This is a genomic window from Clostridium culturomicium (assembly GCF_000821305.1).
In the GTDB taxonomy this organism is placed as follows: Bacteria; Bacillota; Clostridia; order Clostridiales; family Clostridiaceae; genus Clostridium_J; species Clostridium_J culturomicium.
Map to the genome: position 1 here is coordinate 160,227 of NZ_CCXK01000014.1, position 19,285 is coordinate 179,511.

Genomic DNA, 19,285 nt, shown 5'->3' on the forward strand with positions numbered 1-19,285 from the left:
TAGTTAATTAAACGAATTTAAAAATCTATATCTTGAGGTAGGGTAATATTTTTAATTCTATTAAATTGATTATTAAAAATGGACGCACTCCTGCCATTGACAAATAAATTGCCTGTAAGTTGTCTATTACAAATTGCCATGCCATTTAATCTTTTCTTATTTAACATAATTCCTACCTCCTTTTCTTTCTAAATTTGTATAGTAATTCTAAATTTTTACTATAATTTATTATAACCATTTTTTACAAAAGGTGTCAACATATTTTTAGATAATTCTTGAAATTATTTTTATTGCCTAAAATTCTTTAGCTAAATTAGTTAATGCTTCATCGCAAACTCTATATACCGTCCATTCATCCATGGGTATTGCACCTAAGCTCTTATAGAATTCTATCGACGGTTCATTCCAATCTATGCACCACCATTCAAATCTGCCGCAGTCTCTTTTCACTGCTAAATGAGCTAAAAATGATAAAAGGGTCTTACCTAGTCCTCTTCCTCGCATCTCTGGTCTAACATATAAATCCTCTAAATATAAGCCTGGTTTTCCTGTGAAGGTTGAAAAATTGTGAAAGAAAAGTGCAAATCCAACTGGCTCGCCTTCATATTCTCCAATAATAACCTCAGCCCCCTTACGTATAAACAAAGAGTTCATCAAGATTTCTTCTGTAGCATGAACCTCATGAAGCAGCTTTTCATAATCTGCTAATTCCTTAATAAATCTTAAAATTAATGGTACATCCTCCTCAGTGGCAAATCTTAAATTAAACCCTTGAATTTTAGTATTTATAACCTTAGTCATATTTAATTTCCCCCTTTATTATATCCTCACTTTACACGCCTGTGTAAACATATACATATGTTATTGTATTACATACTTAATTTATAACGCAACCTTTTGAATTAATATCCTTATTTTTTTCCATACCTTTCTTGCAAATAACTTAAACTTTTTGTTGACTCTCACATTACGTCATAGTTTATTATGAAATTAAGGGAAAGCTAAAGAACTGGAGTGATATGTATGAATAATAATTCAAAAACTAAACTTTATAAAATCAAGGAAGTATCAAACCTTGCTGGAGTTACAGTGCGCACTCTCCATCATTATGATGATATTGATTTACTAAGACCATGTTATATCAGTGATTCAGGCTATAGATTTTACGGTAATGAGGAATTAGAAAAGCTGCAGCAGATTCTTTTCTTTAGAGAATTAGATTTTTCATTAGACGAAATAAAAAATATATTAAATAGCCCGGACTTTGATAAAGCTCACTGCCTTGGAGTTCACCGACAGCTGCTTATAGAAAAAAGACAGCGACTAGATAATATAATAGCTTCCCTAGATAAAACACTAATATCCCTTGAAGGAGGAAATGAAATGAGTAAAAAAGAAATGTTTAAACCATTTGATATGAAAAATATAGAAGATCATAAAGCCAAATATGCACAGGAAACAAAAGAACGTTATGGCAATAGTGATGCCTACAAAGAATCTCAAAATAAAACTACTAAGTACAGCAAAGGTGATTGGGAAAATATTATGGGTGAAGCTGGTGAAATATACAGCAGCTTAGCTAGCTTAATGGACAGAGACCCAAGTGATAGTGAAGTTCAAAGTTTAGTTGAAAAATGGAGAAATCATATTACAAAGAACTTTTATAACTGTACTCCTGAAATCTTCAGAGGTCTTGCCTTAATGTATACTGCCGATGAACGTTTTACTGAAAATATTGATAAATATGGTGAAGGACTAGCACAATTTTTAAGTGATGCCATGATAGTTTATTGTGATAGCATTCTATAATTTAGAATGCCCAAATGTAGAATTAAAAATGGTGGATGCTTCTCCTCACTACGTTTGGATAAGACTTAATTGATTATTAAATAAAACCAAGAAATTCCACAGGAATTTTCTCCACCATTCAAAAATTTAAATAAAAAAGGATACTTCAGTTTCATCACCGAAGTATCCTTTTTTATTTAGAAATTAATAATTAAAATTATTATTTTCTGTTTCTCTTTTTAAGCATTAATACTCCAAATGCCGCAGCAACAACTCCGCCTAAGCCCATTAATCCAGTTCCAACCATTCCACCTGTTTGTGGTAATGTGTTTCCTGATGATGGCATAGTTAACTTAGAAATTTCACTTACATTTCCTGCACCATCAATAGCTCTAGCATACATTGTTTTCTTAGCTGCAAGCTTAACTGGATCCTTGTACTCTGTCCAAGTTTCCTTATCTAAGCTGTATTCAATCTTAACGACATCCTCATCTTGAGCTGTTATTGTTACCATATTCTTGTTAGCAGACATCTTAGGAGCCTTAGGAGCAGTTCTATCTGGAACTGTATATTTAACTACATCACTAATTGACGCTTTATCTCCTTCAACATTTATTGCTCTAACTTCAATTGTAACTTTTTCATCAACTTTAACTGGCTCAGTATATGGAACCCAAGTCTTACCATCTAAGCTGTACTCTAGCTTATCCGTAACTTCATCTGCAGCAGTCACAGTTACAACTCCGTCCTTTTCAGTTACTGTTGGAGCTACTGGTTTTTCTGGAGCATTTGGATCTACAGTTGCTGGTACCTTATATACCTTAACTTCACTAATATTACCAGCTGCATCTATAGCTCTTACATGAATTAAATCATTGTCTGCAACCTTAACTGCTTCTGTATAAGCAATCCATTCCTTACCATTTAAACTATACTCAATTTTAGCTGTATCATCATCTGAAGCTTCTATAGTTAATATACCATCTTCTATAGTTACCTTTGGTGACAATGGTGCTGTTGTATCCGGTATAATAAGTTTTGGAATTTCAACCTCTACAATCTCACTTGGGTTGCCAGCAGCATCAACTGCTCTTACATATACGACTGTTTCAGGCTCGCCTTTAACAGGTTCAGTATACTCATTCCAAGTTTCCTTATCAAAGCTGTACTCTAACTTAGCTGTATCCTTATCAGTTGCTACAACAGTTACAACTCCATCTTTTTCATATACATAAGGTGCACTTGGTGCTGTTGTATCAGGCATAGTAAACTCTTCAACCTCTTCACTTACATGCCCTACTCCATCCACTGCTCTAAAGTATACTGTTTGACCTTCAGCAATTTGAAGTCCTTCAGTATATCTTGCCCAGCCATTTCCATCTAAGCTGTACTCAATATATGATGTATCTTCATCAGCTGCTTCAGCAACAACTAATCCATCTACAAGGTTAGCTACCGGTTTAGCTGGTGGAGTTAAATCTTCAATAATGTAAGGAGTAGCCTCACTTCTATTATTAGCTGCATCTATAGCAACAGCATAAATAGTTGAACCTTCCTTAGCTTGAATTGGCTCAGTATATACTTCCCAAGTTTCTTGGTCATAGCTATATTCTATTCTCGCAGCATCTGCAGGGTCAACTGCAGTTATTACAATTTTATCTCCATCTCTTGTTACTGTTGGAGCTGCTGGTGCTGTAGTATCAACTACGTCTTCTACCTTATTAACAGTTATAATCTTAGCTGCCTTATGCCCCATTGCATCTACTATTTCAACATTAATAGTGTTTTCTCCATCAACTAGAGGCACTTCATAATTATCAAAAGTATAACTTGCTGGTTTTTGCTGATCAAAGTACTCCCACTCTCCAACAATTTTTTCAACTAAATTGCCATTAACAAAGATTTTTAAATCTGGGAAGTTATCTGTAGCTGTTCCATTTATAAATACAGCCCCCTCAGTTGTTTGTGCTGGAATATCTTCAAGATTTAATACTGGTGGTTCTGCGTCAACAAATAGTTTGTGAGCAAATTCTAACTCATTACCAGCAGCATCCTTTGAATAAACCTTAACACTGTGATATCCATTCTCTATATTTAAATTAATAGAGAAATCATATGCACCAGTCTTTTTATTATAAGTTAATGGAACTTCTTCACCATTAATCTTAACAAGTTCTACTGCAGATTTATCAGTAACTGTACCTGCAAAATTTACAGTATTGCTATCATAATTTCCAAAGAATTCTGGGCTTGTTAATTTAACTACTGGCGCATCTTTATCTCCAGGTACTGCACCTATTGGAAGTCCTAAATCATATACACTCATATTTTGAGCATAGTCAGATACTCCTGCTTCAAAATTCTTCACTGTATATCCAGCATCTAATTCCTTACTAATATCAAATACGCCTGTAGGACTAATATAAACGCCTAAAGGTGTAGATAAAAGATATGCATACACGTGGCCTTCAAAATTATCTGTTCCTACCATTGTTAAAGTTTTCTTATTCGTATCAACAGAAGTATTCTTTAACTCTGGAGCTGTTAAATCAACATTAATCTTATAGTCAAAATTCTGCCAATCAGCATCTTTATAATCTACCTTAGCTTTGATTCTATAAGTGTAAGTTCCATCTTCAACAATCTTACCATTAATAGTTCCATCCCACTGAGCATCATTCAAGAAGCTTCTTACATTTTTACCACCATTATAGTAATGCTTTCTTGCATTTTCTATCTTATCAAGAGTTCTAATTACCTTTCCTTCTGAATTAAGAATTTCAACTATAACTTCCTTACTATTCCTTAGGTAAGACAACATTGGAAGTACTGAATCATTATATCCATCACCATCTGGTGAGATATCTATAAAGTTTCCATTTGCTTGTGCTGTAGAAGTTGCACCATATGGTAATCCCATATAAGAAACTGTTCCTTCTTCATCAGTAGGTGTCATCATCGCTGTATATCCATAATATGATTTTCTATCTTTATCATAGATTGAAGCATCAATGATTGGCGCCTTATCCCATTCGCCTTTGAAACCAACATATGGAATACTTAACTCTGGTACTGAATCATCTACTGATGTTAAAGTAACAAAGCCTTCTACATATCCACCATTAACAAACAATTCTGATATTGGTTTCTCCCATATTGCAGATACTGCATTGCTTAAATCCACTCTAACCATTATATCCTTAGTACTCTTAGGTGCAACTGTAACTGTGTCTGAATTAAAGCTGATTGGGAATTCACCAGTTGTAGCATCAACTATATTATCTGCTTCTAATAAAGTATTTCCCTGATATGCTATATCTGTTTGAACTGTTCCACCTAAGTTATAAGTTAATTCCTTATCTCCAAAGTTTTCAACAGTTATTGTAAATGTCGCAATATCTCCATTAATCTCTTTTAGATTAACCTTTGATATTCCTGTTGAGGTATCTGTAACAATTGCATTAGTTTCAGTAGCTCCTGCAAGATTCATTACTCCAGCACCCTGTCTTCTAGGAGATGTGTAATTACTTCCATCTTGATTTAACCCCTTATCAACATGAGGAAGAGCTGTGCTCATTAAAATATTTTTAGCCATTTGAACTCGTTCTTCGCCAGTTAAATCAAATAATTTATCCACTCTTTGAAGTACTAAAGCTGAACCTCCAGCAACATTGGGAGATGCCATTGAAGTTCCACTCATATTTCTATATCCGTTATTTTGTGCTAATGACCAAACATTTCCTCCAACACCTGTAATCTCTGGTTTAAATTCTAAATCCGGAGTTGTTCCCCAAGAAGATGAATCTGCCATTTTACCAGCATTTGGGTTATGAGCTGAAGTTGCATTACCATTAAAGGAAACTGTAAATCCATCTACTTTTAGATTTTCTTGAATTAAAACTCCACCGGAATGTCCCATAAATATTGCAGGTATCTTACATCCTTCTGGATATGCCATATTTAATAGAGCATCACCATTTGCAGCATTATTATATACTATAACTGCAATAGCTCCTGCTTTCTCTGCATTAGCTATCTTAGTTGCAAAATCATAGGTTCCTCTTTCAATTAATGCAACATTGCCCTTAACTGCTGCTGGGAAATGCTCTGGAAGTCCACCTAGACCACAATCTACAGCCTTTAATTGTTGGCCCTTCAATACAGTTAAAATATCTTCCCCTGCAGTTGTATATGGATAGATTTTCTCTTCTCCATTCACAGTAAACTCTATACCATCTCCAGTTGTAATATTATTTTCTATAGATGCAACTTGTATTGACTTAGTTGCAAGTCCTGGAGAACCAACCACTCCATAATCAGGGTTCTGAGCATATGGGGTCTTAAGTCCATATCCAAAAGTACCAGAGTTACCTGATGAAATAGCTACTACAACGCCATTGTCAACAGCTCTATTAACAGCCATTTGCTCTGGATCATTATCATCCACAAATGATGCAGTTGAGCCTAAGCTCATATTGATAACATCTGCTCCAAGAATAACAGAGTCATCAATAGCTTTAATAATTACATCACCAAAAGTAGATGACATTGCTGGGTTGTTCCCAAATACTTTCATTGCTAAGATTTGTGCTTCTGGTGCAGTCCCCTTAATTCCACCATCTTTAACATCCCCATTAGCTCCAGCTATACCTGCAACGTGCATTCCATGCTCACTTGCATCAGGCCCAATATCAAGAATTTGATTATTTTCATCCATGTAGTTGTATCCATAAGGAACCTTTTCTGTATAATATTTTCCTGGCAAAGATTTTTCTGAAACAACGCCCTCAACCTCAGCCTTATCTAACTCAGCCTTGCTTCCATCAGTAAGGACCATATCCTTATGTGATGGGTCAACACCAGTATCAATAATTGATATAACTGTCCCCTCTCCTGTATAACCATTTGCCCAAGCTACTGGAGTTTCTGTAATATCCCCACTGTTATTCATATCTGGTTCTGGTCTTTCATACTCATTAGCAATAGTAACAGACTTAACACCTGAAATAGCTTCTAACTCTTTAGCTCCTCCTAAAGTAGTACTAATACTAAATCCATTAGTTACATTTGTAAATGAATTGATTATGTCAAATTTAATACCCTTAGATTTAATTTTACTTTGAATTGATGATTGTTCTTTTAAAATAGATTTCTGTAAACTTTTAACTTCTGATTTACTTATTTCAGAAACATTTACACCTCTAACTGTAGCCTTTTCAATTACAGCATCACCTTCTAATTCAACAATTACTCTTACCTTGTCTGAGTCTTTTAATCCTTGCAAGCTACTCTCTTCAGCTAATTGGCTATCTAGAACCATCTCTCTCTCTTTTTGCTCTTGAAGTGCTTGTCTAAATTTATCTAGCGCCGTAGCTGTATTAGAGTCCTCTGCAAATGCTGATGCAGTAGTTCCTGTTACTATTGAAAGAGCAATTCCAATAGCCATAACCTTTTTTAGATTCATTCTATTCCCCCCTAATCTTAATTAATAAAATGCATTACATTTATTACCATTTTATTAATGTTATATTAACTATGTTTCAAAGATTTTTCAATAAAAAATATCTGTCATAAAATATTATATTTTTACATATACTTTATCCATTTTCAGCATATGATTTATTTTGCAAAATCAGTTCTTTGTAAAACGTATACTCTATCAAAATAGTCAAAAATCGCCACTTCAACATGTCATAATAAAGCACAAAAAACCTTTTATAAAATAACAAAAATTTCAATATTACCTATACCTACTTATGTCATCATGCTATCTATGGTATGTTGGTATAAGACCTATTAAAACTTAAAATTATTGACAGATATTTTAGAAAGTGATAGATTATTTATTAAGGAAACTCCTTTTCATGTTCATTCTAAGGAGTAAGTTCGCGTAAACCAAATCGAAGATTTGGATGTTCACTTATAGGAGATGATTATAATGATAACTTCAATAAACGAATTACATATTCATCATCATAGATTAACGGCCTTATAATTATGGTTTAAAAATGAAACCATAGATATAGGCCTATTTGCATGTGGCAAGGTATCTATGGAGATTATAGAAGTTTAAATCTCTAAGGATATCAGTCTTTAGAGATTTTTTATTTTTACATACAAATTTCAAACATAGCTTAATTAAGTATAATTTGCTCCTTGCAATAAATAAGGAAACTCCTTTTTATTTCATTTAAGTGAGTAAGTACGTGTTATACAAATCATAGATTTGAACACTCACTTACGGTAAGGATTTTCAAATAATACAGCTTCTATTACTAATAGGAAGAGGAGAGATAAACATGAGTATAAAAATTACTAAACCTAGCATACTGCCTGGATTTATGGAGCTTACTCCAAAGGAGCAGGTAGCCTTCAATCACGTTTCTGATGTTATTAGAAGAAACTATGAATCCTTTGGATTTCTACCTATAGACACTCCAATTATAGAAAAAAGTGAAGTTTTACTAGCTAAAACTGGTGGCGATACTGAAAAGCAGATCTATACTTTAACTAAAGGAAGCACTGACATGGCTTTAAGATTTGACCTTACAGTGCCGTTAGCTCGTTATGTTTCTCAACACATGGAAGAGTTAGCTTTCCCATTTAAGAGATATCAAATAGGTAAGGTTTATAGAGGTGAAAGAAACCAAAGAGGTCGTTTTAGAGAATTCTATCAATGCGACGTTGACGTAATTGGAAATGGTTCTTTAAGCATAGTTAACGATGCTCAAATTCCAAGCATCATCTACAAAATCTTTAAAGAATTAGGTTTTGAAAACTTTAAAATAAGATTAAACAACAGAAAAATATTAGATGGATTCTTAAGAAGCTTAAATATCGAAAGCTACATAGAGGTTCTTAGAATCGTTGATAAAATTGAAAAAATCGGTGAGGAGAAAGTTAGGGAAGAGCTAAAAGAATATATTTCTTCTGAGGAAGCAATGGATTCTCTAATAAGCTTTATAACAACTACAGGAAGCAACGATGAAAAAATCGAGATGCTTAAAAACTTAGGTGTTACTCATGAAAAATTTGTTGAAGGTGTAGAAGAGCTTGAAACAGTAAATAAGTATATTAAAGTTCTTGGAGTTCCTGATAAAAACTACATCATCGACTTTAAAATTACAAGAGGCTTAGATTACTATACTGGAACAGTTTATGAAACTTTCCTTGATGATTATCCAGAGTTTGGTTCTGTTTGTTCAGGTGGAAGATATGACAACTTAGCACAATACTATACTGAAAAGAAACTTCCTGGAGTTGGTATCTCAATAGGATTAACAAGATTATTCTGGAGCTTCATGGAAAGCAACATAATAGACTTAAACAAAAATTCTGTTATGGACGCAATGGTTATACCTATGGATGAAGACTTTGAATATGGTATTGAGATTTGCAGTAAGCTTAGAGAAGCCGGACTTAAGGTTGATATATATGTTGAAGGCGGCAAATTCCCTAAGAAAATGAAATATGCTAATAAGCTTTCTGTTCCAAATGTTATCATTATAGGTGAAACTGAAAAATCAGAAAATAAAATATTAGTTAAAAACATGGTTACTGGAGATCAAACATTAGTTACCATTGAAGAAGGAATAGATATATTAACTAATAAATAGAATATATTAAAATTAAATAAATAAGCTTTTTTCTTTATCGCCGGATAAGGAAATTATAAAAGCGTTCGGATTTCATACTATAGGCCTTTGAAGGTATGAAATATCCGGACGCTTTTTATTTTTGGGAGGGAAATAGTAATGAAACAAAATAATATCTTTTATACTTTTATGAAATATTCATCATTAAACGTATTAGGAATGATAGGACTTTCCTGCTATATTCTAGCTGATACGTTTTTTGTTGCAAGGGGTTTGGGGGTTAATGGTTTAACTTCCTTAAATCTTGCTATTCCAATATACAGTTTTATTCATGGACTTGGTTTAATGATCGGTATGGGCGGTTCAACACGTTACTCTATATCTAAATCAACTCATAGGAAAAATAGTTCATCAGCAATCTTCACTCAAGCTCTTCAATTTACCATAATCCTCTCACTAACCTTATTGGTCATTGGATTATTTTTTTCAAATGATATTGCAAGATTACTTGGTTCTAGTGATGCTACGCACACAATGACAAATACATATTTAAAGACTATTTTATTATTTTCACCTATGTTTATGCTAAACAATCTTTTTATTTGCTTTGTCCGTAATGATAACAATCCAAAGCTTTCTATGTATGCGATGCTTATTGGCAGTTTTTCAAATGTTATACTTGATTATATTCTTATATTCCCTTTGAATATGGGAATATTTGGTGCTGTTTTAGCTACATCAATTGCTCCAATGATCAGCTTGATGGTTTTATCTCTTCATTTTCTTAAGAAGAAAAACTCATTTGTATATATAAAATCTAGGCTTAATATTGAATCTATTAAAGATATATTTATTCTAGGTATCTCTGCTTTAATCACTGAGGTTTCATCTGGTATTGTTATGATTATTTTTAATAGCATTATATTAAGTCTTCTAGGAAATGTTGGGGTAGCTGCTTACGGTATCCTTGCTAATATTGCGCTTGTTATAACATCAATATTTACTGGTATTTCTCAAGGTGTCCAACCAATCCTAAGCCAAAACTATGGAACCTCAAATAAGAATAACGTTAGAAAAATCTACTCCTATGGAATTATAACTGCATTAATCTGTGCTCTTATTACCTATATCATAATATTTACTTTTTCTAAGCCAATTGTATCTATATTTAATGGAGAACACAATGTAGCCTTAGAAGGGATTGCAATAAGAGGGATGCATATATATTTTACTGCATTCTTCTTTACAGGTGTAAATATTGTTACTTCAATCTACTTCAGCTCTATAGATAATCCCAAACTCTCCTTTATAATCTCTATACTTCGTGGGCTTATCTTAATTATACCAATAACCTTATTATTAGCTTCACTTCTAGGAATAAATGGAGTATGGCTATCATTACCGATAACTGAATTTATCGTTTCATTAATTATCTTGTACATGTTTTATTCTCTGCCCCATAAAAATAAATAAGGAAAAAGCTCCAATAAAATGGAGCTTTTTTATACAAATTATATCAAAATTTTATTCTTCAATAAGGCCTCTCAGCTCCTCATCAAATATCTCTAAATCACCATTCTTCTTACAAACATAAACAGGTATCTTTGTAAAGTCACCTATAACCTCAAAATTATCCCTATGAATTAAATTCTCTGCATCATAATTATTTAGAATAATTCCTTTTACACCAATGTTAAGCATTTTAGCATACTCTACTGTGAGCATAGTTGAATTAATTGTTCCTAATCCTGCATCTGCCACAATAATTATATCAAATCCTAAAAATTTAATTATGTCTGTGAGCATTATTCTTTCATGCATTAAAGAAATTGGACAGATTATTCCACCACTTCCTTCAGCCAAAATAAAATCAAATTTCTTACGGTGATTTTCATAGTGTTCAGATATATCTTTCATAGATATACTTATATCTTCTAGCTTTGCTGACAAATGCGGTGAAGCAGGTTCCTTTAAAATGTATGTAACTGCTTCATTTGGATTTCCCTTAAGCTCAGCTTTATTATATACATGTTGTGCATCTCCAGCTATAAGTTCTCCACCAGCTTCATCTATTTCTGCTCCACTTAAAGCAGCTTTATAATATCCAGCTTTTATACCAAGACTTCTTATTTTTTTTAACAGTTGTCCACTTATATAAGTTTTTCCTACATCTGTCCCTGTTGCAGTAATAAAAATTCCACTACTCATTTTCTTTCACACTATAGCCTAGTTCTTTAACCATAGCTATATCCTCCGCAGTAGAAATTCCTGCCGTTGTCAATAAGTCTCCTGATATTGCTGAATTTGCTCCACTCATAAAAGCTCTTCTTCCTTTATCTCCTAAGAGAGCTCGCCCACCTGCTAAACGGATAAATTTATCTGGCATAATAAATCTATAGATAGCTATTGTCCTTACTATTTCATCATAAGTTAGTGATTCATTCCCCCGCATTGGTGTTCCTTCTATAGGGTTTAGAATATTTACTGGAACTGAATCAACTTCTAAGTCCCTTAATTCAAAAGCCATCTCTATTCTGTGATGCATATTTTCTCCTAATCCAAATATACCTCCACTGCAGACCTCTAAGCCAGCTTCTTTGGCATCCTTTATAGTTTGTACCTTCTCATCATAACTGTGAGTAGTACAAATATTTTCAAAGAAACTTCTAGCTGTTTCTAAATTATTATGATAACGAGTTACCCCTGATTCCTTCAGCTCTCTTAATTGATTTAAAGATAAAAGTCCATGAGAGCCACATAATTCTATAGAACAAGCCTTAGAAATCTCTTTATTTATTTCGCAAACTTTTTTTAACTCAAAATCTGATAGCCTCTTTCCTGAGGTAACGATAGAAAACCTATGTACTCCATCCTTAAAATTTGATACTGCATTTTTTACTACCTTCTCTGGGGCAAGCAATGGATAAACTTCTACATTTGTATTAAAATGTGCTGATTGAGCACAATATTTACAATCCTCTGAGCATCGTCCACTCTTACCATTTATAATGGTGCACATATGAAACTCTGATGTACATAGCTTTCTCCTAATTTCTTCAGCTCCTTCACATAACTCATCTAAGGGAACATTAATTAACTCTTCTGCCTCTTCTCTTGAGATATACTCACCCTTTAAAATCTTTTCCTTTAATTGCTTTACCATTGAACAATCCTCCTGAATATTAGCTCGTTTATGTATATGCCAACCTTAAACATATTTTAAATTTATCATTCAACTTCCACATTGTCAACTAATTTTATTATATCGGTTTACAATTTATCAATTTCTTTAATCTAATAAAAAAAGAACTCCCCGTTAAGAGAGTTCTCATTATCATTGTAAATTCTAATTTATTTCATAATGTCTTCCATAAACTGTTGTACATTTATGGATTTCTTAGAAAGTCTAGCTTCTTCTGCAGCCATTGCCATTGCATGACTCATTACAGATACTTTTCCTGTTGTATATCTATCTTCTGTAACACCTGTTTTCACAAGATTGAAGAAGTCTTCCATAATACCATTGTCGCCACCACCATGACCACTGTCTGGTTCTTTAACTTCAATAGTTTTTACCATTCTAGAATCAAAGTCATATACTTCAATTACGTTATTTTCAGTATTGGCTCTAACCTCACCTTTAGTTCCCATAAATCTTGTAATTCTTGAAACCTTATCAGTGAAAGCCGTCATAGTAAATGCTACAGTAACTGCATTTTCAAAATTCAAACTTATAACTTGATTGTCAACTACATCATTATCACAATGATAAACACATCTTCCATAAGGGCCTTCTTTTAAAGCCTTTGTTATCCCCTCTAATGTGATATCTTCAGTGATTGCACTAGTTGGCCAATGTCTTGTGGAGGTAACATTTCCAGCATCATCTTTTCCTATTTTCTCCAAGCACTTAAAGTAAATCTTTCTTCCATCATATGGACAATCTTTTATATCGCAGTCTAAACATCTTTCTGCAGCTCCCTCTGGTGCACATTCTGGTTTAAAATGCTTTAAGCTTCCAAAGGATGCTAAGCTTTCACATTTTGCGCCTGCATACCAAAACATTAAGTCTAAGTCATGGCAGCATTTTGCTAAAATCATTGGAGCGGATTCTTCTTTATTTCTCCAGTTTCCTCTTACGAAACTATGAGCCTGATGATAGTATCCAACATTCTCAATATGTTGAATTGTAACTAATTCACCAATTTCTCCACTGTCTAATATATTTTTTAATTCCTTAAAGAACTCAGTATATCTAAGTACATGGCATACTAACAGATGACATTTCTTTTCCTCTGCTTTATTAACCATCTCAATACATTCTCTTAAGTTTGGTGACATCGGTTTTTCTAACAGCACATCATATCCTAACTCTAAAGCATTCATTGTTGGTTCATAATGCATTTGGTCTTGAGTTGTAACAATTACTACATCTCCAATCTTACCTGCTGCTAATGCTTCATCCCATGATAAAAAAGCTTTATCCTCGCTTAAATTAAACATATTAACTATGTTTTCTCTTCTTTCTTTTATAGGTTCAGCTACCGCAACAACATCAATTTCATCATTATTTCTCTTTATGTAATTTGCGTAGATTGTCCCTCTATCTCCAGCACCTAGAATAATAACTTTAATTTTTTCTGTCACTTTAATCCCTCCACTTATACCTTATACATAAATTTGCTAATTATAATCTTATAGCAATTTTTGTATCTTGTCCACAAATATACCATATTTTTAACATTTATACACAATTCCCCCTACTTACTTCTTTATTCTGTGAATTATTTTTTTAAAATAGACATAACCTAAATTAGTTACTAAAAAGGAGGTGTACTAAATGACAAAGGATTACTGCAAACAAAAAAACAAGAAAACAACCAACACAAAGGATGATCCATCTGCCCCAGGCTATGCACAACAAATAAAAAGTAAAGCAAATGAACATACCCCATACGGTGAAGCAGAGCCATCAACTCATACAACCTTTAAGTAAGTAGCCAAAAGTTACACTTCAGAAGTGATGCTCCAGAAGTGATGCTCCAAATCTTTGATTTGGCAATACGAACTTACTTTTTGAGAACTCCTTTGAATGAACATTAGAAGGAGTCACATATAAATAATAAAAAAGTATCCATAGTTTAAGACTATGGATACTTTTTTATTATTTATAATCTTGTTTTTAATATTAGCTACAGACCTCTTCACCCTATTCTAAAACCTTTTCATCAGCACCACTTAATGTCTTCTTATAGAATATTGAAAATACTATTATGGTTGTTGTAGCCGCGAATATATCTGCAATCGGTTCTGCTAAAAGTACACCCTTAAGTTTATCATCAATAAAGTTAGGAATGATGAATATTAATGGTACTAAAAGAATTACCTTTCTCAATAAAGCTAGAATTAAAGATATTTTTGCTTGTCCTAAGATAAGAAAAGTCTGTTGACATGCCATTTGTCCTCCAAAGATAAAAATTCCAGCAAAGTAAATTCTAATACTCCAGCAAGTAATCTTCATAAGTGCTGGGTCATTATTGAATATTCTTACAAACATCTCTGGCTTTATAAGTAAAGCACCACATATTACTGTTGTAAATGATAATGAAGTTATAAGTACTAACCTAAATGCCTTTTTAACTCTCTCTAGACTTTTAGCTCCAAAGTTATAGCTTACTATAGGCTGGCCACCTTGACATAATCCTATAATTGGCAATGTTATAATCTGCATTATACTACTCATGATAGTCATTGCACTGACAGCTAAGTCTCCACCGAACTTCATAAGTTGAGTATTTAAAGATATTAAAACTAAGCTTTCTGTAGCCTGCATTATAAATGGTGATACTCCTAAAGCCATTATCTTGCCTACTAATTTAAAATCTGGCACTAAGTATTTTTTTCTTATTTTTAATGTACTTTTCTTACCAAATAAGAAGAATAATACCCATATTGCTGATACTCCTTGAGATATAACTGTTGCAAGAGCTGCACCTTTAATGCCCAAACTAAATCCAAAGATTAAAATTGGATCTAAAACTATATTTGTAATAGCTCCAATTAATACTGTATACATACCTGTTCTAGCAAAACCTTGTGTGTTAATGAATGGATTCATCCCAACTGCTATAAGCACGAATATTGTACCTGCAAGGTATATTGTTATGTAGTCATCGGCATATGCTATGATATTATCACTGGCCCCAAAGGCTTTCAATATTGGTATTTTAAACATTAAAAAACCTACAATTAAAATAACCGCTAAAATAATCAATACTGAAAAACTGTTGCTCATAAGATTTTCAGCTCCATCGTTATCTTTTTCTCCCATTTTAATTGCGACAAGTGGTGCTCCACCATAACCAATAAGTGCACTAAAGGCAGATACAAGTATTATGATTGGAAATGCTACCCCAACTCCAGCCATAGCTAAATCACCATTTGGCATTCTTCCAATAAACATTCTGTCAATGATATTGTATAGTACATTGACTAATTGAGCTATGCTTGCTGGAACCGCTAGCTTCACTAATAATTTCCCAACATTATCCTTTCCCAAATCAAAATTTTTAGCAGACATATTAAACCTCCTTAATAACTTAAAATTCCTTAGTTTTTTCATATTATGTGTAAAAGTTAATAAAAAACTCCTTTTGTATAACCTATCGACCTTATCACAAAAAACAAATAAGGACATATAACTTCATGCGAAGTATATATCCTTATTAGCAAATATTAATTTTATTTTTCTCTACTGTAAATAGCAAATAAATCTTTTATTTTTACTCTATTTCCTGTTTGTAAAATTACTACTGAGTACACTCTAGACGTAAATAATACAAGAAGAACTATTGTTACTATCAATATTAAAAGTGATAATAACATTGAACCTGTGCTTATTGTACCTGATAAAATTACTGAAGGAATAAAGAATGCACATGAAAATGGTACATAAGTTGCAATTGTTCCAACAATGGAATCTGGTGTCATTGTTCCCATATATGCTAAATAGAATCCAATAATTGAAATAAATGATACTGGCATTATAGCAGTATTTAAATCCTCAAGCTTACTTACAGTTGCTCCAACTAAGGCATTTAGAACTGCATATACAACATATCCTAGGATAAAAAATAATATTATTAAAATCCATTGAATAGGAGGTACTTTACTAAAGATTGCACCTAAATTAAAGATGTTTGCATTAGGATCTATAACACTCTTTACAATTGCTCCACTTCCTACAAAGGAAATTAGTGCTACAACTAGAATAGAAATAAATTGTGTTATTGCTAAGAAGCCCATTCCAACACATTTACCTACAACTAATTCTAAAGGTTTAGTTGAGGTTAATAAAAGCTCCATAACTCTTGAAGTTTTTTCTGCAACGATAGAGTTTGCAACCCAATATCCATAGAAATAAATTAAATAGAATAGGAGCATACACATTACCATTGGAAGAATCATTTTGATTACCATGTCTTCAATGCCCTTGCCATCATCTCCTGCTATCATAGAATGAGAAGTTATTGGTAATGATAATTTTGCAACCTGGTCTTGAGTCAACCCTTCTGCTAACAATCTTCCATTTTCAAGACTTGATGCTACAACTTGTGAAAGAATTAAACCATCATTCTCTTTAACAACATCCTTATTGGTTGGAGTCACAACCTCCACATTATATCCACCTTGTTCTTGAGAAATATATACCAAAGCAATAGCTTCTTCTGTTGTATCAAGCTTTTTAATTAATTCTTCACGTGACTCTGAAGCCTTTTCATATTTTATCCCTGGTAATACCATAGTAACCGTTGGTGTTACATCCAAACCTAAATCAGATTCATCAATATAGTATGCCTTTTTAATGCTAAGTTCCATTTGACTTTGATTTTCTTGTCCAGCCTTCTCCTCTGATTTGTCCTTATTCATAAATGCAGGTACAAAATTTATAAGAGAAGTTAATATTAAAACAGCAATTAATATTATGGCAGTTGATATTTTAAAGGATTTTCCCTTTACTTGTTGAGCTACAGTAAACTTAGTCACCTTCCAAAAATTCTTCACATCCATGCTATTCACCTACCCTTTCTATAAATATCTCATGAAGGGTTGGCTCCCTTAATTCAAATCTAATAACTTGAATTCCTTTTTCTAAAATAGCTTTTAAAAGATTTGTTGCTTCACCTTCACTTGAAACTAAAAGTTCTTTGTAATCTAAACTATCATGGATTACTTTCATATTTGAAGCCTTAAGCAAGTCCTCAATATCCCCTTCACACTTTAATACTAAGTGATTCCTTCCGTAAGACTTTTTAATTTCATTTAAATTACCACTTAAAACTGTATTACCTTTATTTAAAATTACAAGATTCTCACAGAACTCTTCAATTGTTGACATCTGATGACTGGACATTATGATGTACTTTCCTCTTGCAATTTCCTCTTTAATTACCTCTTTAAATAAGTCAGTATTAACAGGATCTAGTCCACTTAAAGGCTCATCTAATATAAGAATATCTGGATTTGATATAAGGGCAGCAATAAATTGAATCTTTTGCTGATTTCCCTTCGATAACTGCTCTGCCCTTTTATTTTTATATTCTGAAGCCTCAAGCCTCTCCAACCAATAATCAATGCTTTTTACAGCATCCTTACGATTCATGCCTTTAAGTTCACCAAAATATATTAATTGGTCTATAACTGTAAACTTTGAATATATTCCTCTTTCTTCTGCTAAATATCCAATTGGTACATTCTTTGTATTAAAGGGTTTACCATTCCAAGTAACGGTACCTCCATCCTTCTTTAACATATCAAGCATCATTCTTATCGTTGTTGTTTTACCAGCTCCATTAGTTCCTAAAAGTCCAAAAACACCTGGTTTATCTATTGAGAAGCTTAAATTATTTACTACTCTTTTATCACCATAGTTTTTCACTAAGCCTTCAACCTTTAATGCCATAATAATCCCTCCCTTTCTTTAATTCCATCCCATTATTTTACATTATATTTTTCACTTATTCAACGATTCATAATCATCTGGAAATTTTAATTATAAATTTAGCAACATAATTAAAATTTATATTGTTCTTGAATAATAAGCGTATAAACCCGCTCTCACTAATATTTCAACTAATGCAGCTCCCATTAAAGCAATAAATCCAACCATATTAAAATAGCCAACAACAATTGCTCCCGCCAATAAAATTACAATAACAATCCTATAACTCTCTATTCCTGCTCTCTTAGAAATTTCCATATTTCTTTCATCATTCTCTTTTATATATAGAGTTCTAAGTGCCTTTTCATCTTTAAGCGTTGCAATGTAATATGCAACACGATATACAAGAAATATTTCAATTCCTATAAACATTCCAACTTGAACACCACTGAAGAAATCTACATAATGTGGGTTTTTAACAATTGGTGTAAACCAATGAAGCATATTACCTGCGAATAACAAACTAAATAGTAATATAACTCCAGTAAAAAAATTCAATCTTTTTTGAATTGTCTTTTTAAAATTTTCCATAATTAAAATTCCTCCACCTCTGAAAAATCAAATACTTCCTCAATGCTAAGTCCAAAATATTTTGATATTTTATATGCTAAAACTAAAGATGCTGTATACTTACCACACTCAATTGAAGTGATTGTTTGTCTTGTGGTTCCAACTGCCAGAGCTAATTCTTCCTGCGATATTCTTCTGCTTTTTCTAAGCTCTTTAATTTTTGTATTCACTTACTCATCTCCTTTTGCAAAATTCACTTTACAATTTAAGTATAGTAAACTTTGCATTTTATGTCAAGCATACTTTGCAAAATATTTCAAGTGACACTCCAGAAGTGATGCTCCAAATCTATGATTTGGTTAGCAGAACTTCCACAGAGTGCATCTTTGAT

At 32.7% G+C, this 19,285-nt stretch carries 15 protein-coding genes; 4 read left to right on the forward strand and 11 right to left on the reverse strand.

Annotation, left to right across the window (positions count from 1 at the left end):
* Positions 1 to 17 precede the first annotated feature (17 nt).
* Both BN1075_RS21470 and BN1075_RS04730 read right to left on the reverse strand, forming a co-directional pair.
* Complete coding sequence (locus BN1075_RS21470; protein WP_156132758.1) at positions 18 to 167, reverse strand: hypothetical protein; 150 nt, start codon at positions 165 to 167, stop codon at positions 18 to 20.
* Between the two features lie 127 nt (positions 168 to 294).
* Positions 295 to 801 (reverse strand): GNAT family N-acetyltransferase, encoded by a 507-nt coding sequence (locus tag BN1075_RS04730; protein ID WP_040191940.1) that lies wholly within the window; start codon positions 799 to 801, stop codon positions 295 to 297.
* A gap of 222 nt (positions 802 to 1,023) precedes the next feature.
* Between BN1075_RS04730 and BN1075_RS04735 the strand changes: the two genes are divergently transcribed.
* Entirely contained in the window at positions 1,024 to 1,809 is a 786-nt protein-coding gene (locus tag BN1075_RS04735) for a MerR family transcriptional regulator (protein ID WP_040191941.1), read from the forward strand.
* A 199-nt stretch (positions 1,810 to 2,008) separates the two neighbouring features.
* Here the strand turns inward: BN1075_RS04735 and BN1075_RS04740 are convergent, their stop codons facing one another.
* Positions 2,009 to 7,252, reverse strand: coding sequence for an OmpL47-type beta-barrel domain-containing protein (locus tag BN1075_RS04740; protein WP_052406389.1), 5,244 nt, complete (start codon positions 7,250 to 7,252; stop codon positions 2,009 to 2,011).
* A gap of 835 nt (positions 7,253 to 8,087) precedes the next feature.
* On the opposite strand from BN1075_RS04740, the gene hisS reads away from it, so the two are divergent.
* The gene (gene hisS, locus BN1075_RS04745) at positions 8,088 to 9,404 is read left to right on the forward strand and encodes a histidine--tRNA ligase (RefSeq protein WP_040191942.1); all 1,317 of its coding nucleotides are present in this window, start codon (positions 8,088 to 8,090) and stop codon (positions 9,402 to 9,404) included.
* Between the two features lie 138 nt (positions 9,405 to 9,542).
* Positions 9,543 to 10,856, forward strand: coding sequence for an MATE family efflux transporter (locus tag BN1075_RS04750; protein ID WP_040191943.1), 1,314 nt, complete (start codon positions 9,543 to 9,545; stop codon positions 10,854 to 10,856).
* Positions 10,857 to 10,907: 51 nt separating this feature from the next.
* Here BN1075_RS04750 and bioD read toward each other — a convergent pair whose 3' ends face one another.
* The 3 genes from bioD to BN1075_RS04765 form a co-directional block, all read right to left on the reverse strand.
* Complete coding sequence (gene bioD, locus BN1075_RS04755) at positions 10,908 to 11,591, reverse strand: dethiobiotin synthase (RefSeq protein ID WP_040191944.1); 684 nt, start codon at positions 11,589 to 11,591, stop codon at positions 10,908 to 10,910.
* A complete protein-coding gene (gene bioB, locus BN1075_RS04760) occupies positions 11,584 to 12,546 on the reverse strand; it encodes a biotin synthase BioB (protein ID WP_040191945.1) in 963 nt (320 codons plus the stop codon). The genes bioD and bioB overlap by 8 nt, the downstream gene beginning before the upstream one ends.
* Before the next feature lie 188 nt (positions 12,547 to 12,734).
* The gene (locus BN1075_RS04765; protein ID WP_040191946.1) at positions 12,735 to 14,030 is read right to left on the reverse strand and encodes a Gfo/Idh/MocA family protein; all 1,296 of its coding nucleotides are present in this window, start codon (positions 14,028 to 14,030) and stop codon (positions 12,735 to 12,737) included.
* A 193-nt stretch (positions 14,031 to 14,223) separates the two neighbouring features.
* Here BN1075_RS04765 and BN1075_RS21880 point away from each other — a divergent pair, with 193 nt between their 5' ends.
* Positions 14,224 to 14,379, forward strand: coding sequence for a hypothetical protein (locus BN1075_RS21880; protein ID WP_197072276.1), 156 nt, complete (start codon positions 14,224 to 14,226; stop codon positions 14,377 to 14,379).
* 213 nt (positions 14,380 to 14,592) lie between these two features.
* Here the strand turns inward: BN1075_RS21880 and BN1075_RS04770 are convergent, their stop codons facing one another.
* The 5 genes from BN1075_RS04770 to BN1075_RS04790 form a co-directional block, all read right to left on the reverse strand.
* Positions 14,593 to 15,963 carry an MATE family efflux transporter gene (locus tag BN1075_RS04770; RefSeq protein WP_040191947.1) on the reverse strand — a complete coding sequence of 457 codons (1,371 nt, stop codon included), beginning with the start codon at positions 15,961 to 15,963 and terminating at the stop codon, positions 14,593 to 14,595.
* 161 nt (positions 15,964 to 16,124) lie between these two features.
* Positions 16,125 to 17,453, reverse strand: a complete 1,329-nt coding sequence (locus BN1075_RS04775) for an ABC transporter permease (protein ID WP_040191948.1) — start codon at positions 17,451 to 17,453, stop codon at positions 16,125 to 16,127.
* A 1-nt stretch (position 17,454) separates the two neighbouring features.
* Complete coding sequence (locus BN1075_RS04780; protein WP_040191949.1) at positions 17,455 to 18,345, reverse strand: ABC transporter ATP-binding protein; 891 nt, start codon at positions 18,343 to 18,345, stop codon at positions 17,455 to 17,457.
* Positions 18,346 to 18,462: 117 nt separating this feature from the next.
* The gene (locus BN1075_RS20580; RefSeq protein ID WP_052406390.1) at positions 18,463 to 18,915 is read right to left on the reverse strand and encodes a hypothetical protein; all 453 of its coding nucleotides are present in this window, start codon (positions 18,913 to 18,915) and stop codon (positions 18,463 to 18,465) included.
* Between the two features lie 2 nt (positions 18,916 to 18,917).
* Positions 18,918 to 19,124, reverse strand: a complete 207-nt coding sequence (locus tag BN1075_RS04790) for a helix-turn-helix transcriptional regulator (RefSeq protein ID WP_040191950.1) — start codon at positions 19,122 to 19,124, stop codon at positions 18,918 to 18,920.
* Between the last annotated feature and the right edge of the window lie 161 nt (positions 19,125 to 19,285).

Excerpts from the sequence above, each read along its gene's own strand:
- BN1075_RS21470 (WP_156132758.1), bottom strand. The coding sequence starts at position 167 with ATGTTAAATAAGAAAAGATTAAATGGCATGGCAATTTGTAATAGACAA.
- BN1075_RS04730 (WP_040191940.1), bottom strand. The coding sequence starts at position 801 with ATGACTAAGGTTATAAATACTAAAATTCAAGGGTTTAATTTAAGATTT.
- BN1075_RS04735 (WP_040191941.1), top strand. The coding sequence starts at position 1,024 with ATGAATAATAATTCAAAAACTAAACTTTATAAAATCAAGGAAGTATCA.
- BN1075_RS04740 (WP_052406389.1), bottom strand. The coding sequence starts at position 7,252 with ATGAATCTAAAAAAGGTTATGGCTATTGGAATTGCTCTTTCAATAGTA.
- hisS (WP_040191942.1), top strand. The coding sequence starts at position 8,088 with ATGAGTATAAAAATTACTAAACCTAGCATACTGCCTGGATTTATGGAG.
- BN1075_RS04750 (WP_040191943.1), top strand. The coding sequence starts at position 9,543 with ATGAAACAAAATAATATCTTTTATACTTTTATGAAATATTCATCATTA.
- bioD (WP_040191944.1), bottom strand. The coding sequence starts at position 11,591 with ATGAGTAGTGGAATTTTTATTACTGCAACAGGGACAGATGTAGGAAAA.
- bioB (WP_040191945.1), bottom strand. The coding sequence starts at position 12,546 with ATGGTAAAGCAATTAAAGGAAAAGATTTTAAAGGGTGAGTATATCTCA.
- BN1075_RS21880 (WP_197072276.1), top strand. The coding sequence starts at position 14,224 with ATGACAAAGGATTACTGCAAACAAAAAAACAAGAAAACAACCAACACA.
- BN1075_RS04770 (WP_040191947.1), bottom strand. The coding sequence starts at position 15,963 with ATGTCTGCTAAAAATTTTGATTTGGGAAAGGATAATGTTGGGAAATTA.
- BN1075_RS04775 (WP_040191948.1), bottom strand. The coding sequence starts at position 17,453 with ATGGATGTGAAGAATTTTTGGAAGGTGACTAAGTTTACTGTAGCTCAA.
- BN1075_RS04780 (WP_040191949.1), bottom strand. The coding sequence starts at position 18,345 with ATGGCATTAAAGGTTGAAGGCTTAGTGAAAAACTATGGTGATAAAAGA.
- BN1075_RS20580 (WP_052406390.1), bottom strand. The coding sequence starts at position 18,915 with ATGGAAAATTTTAAAAAGACAATTCAAAAAAGATTGAATTTTTTTACT.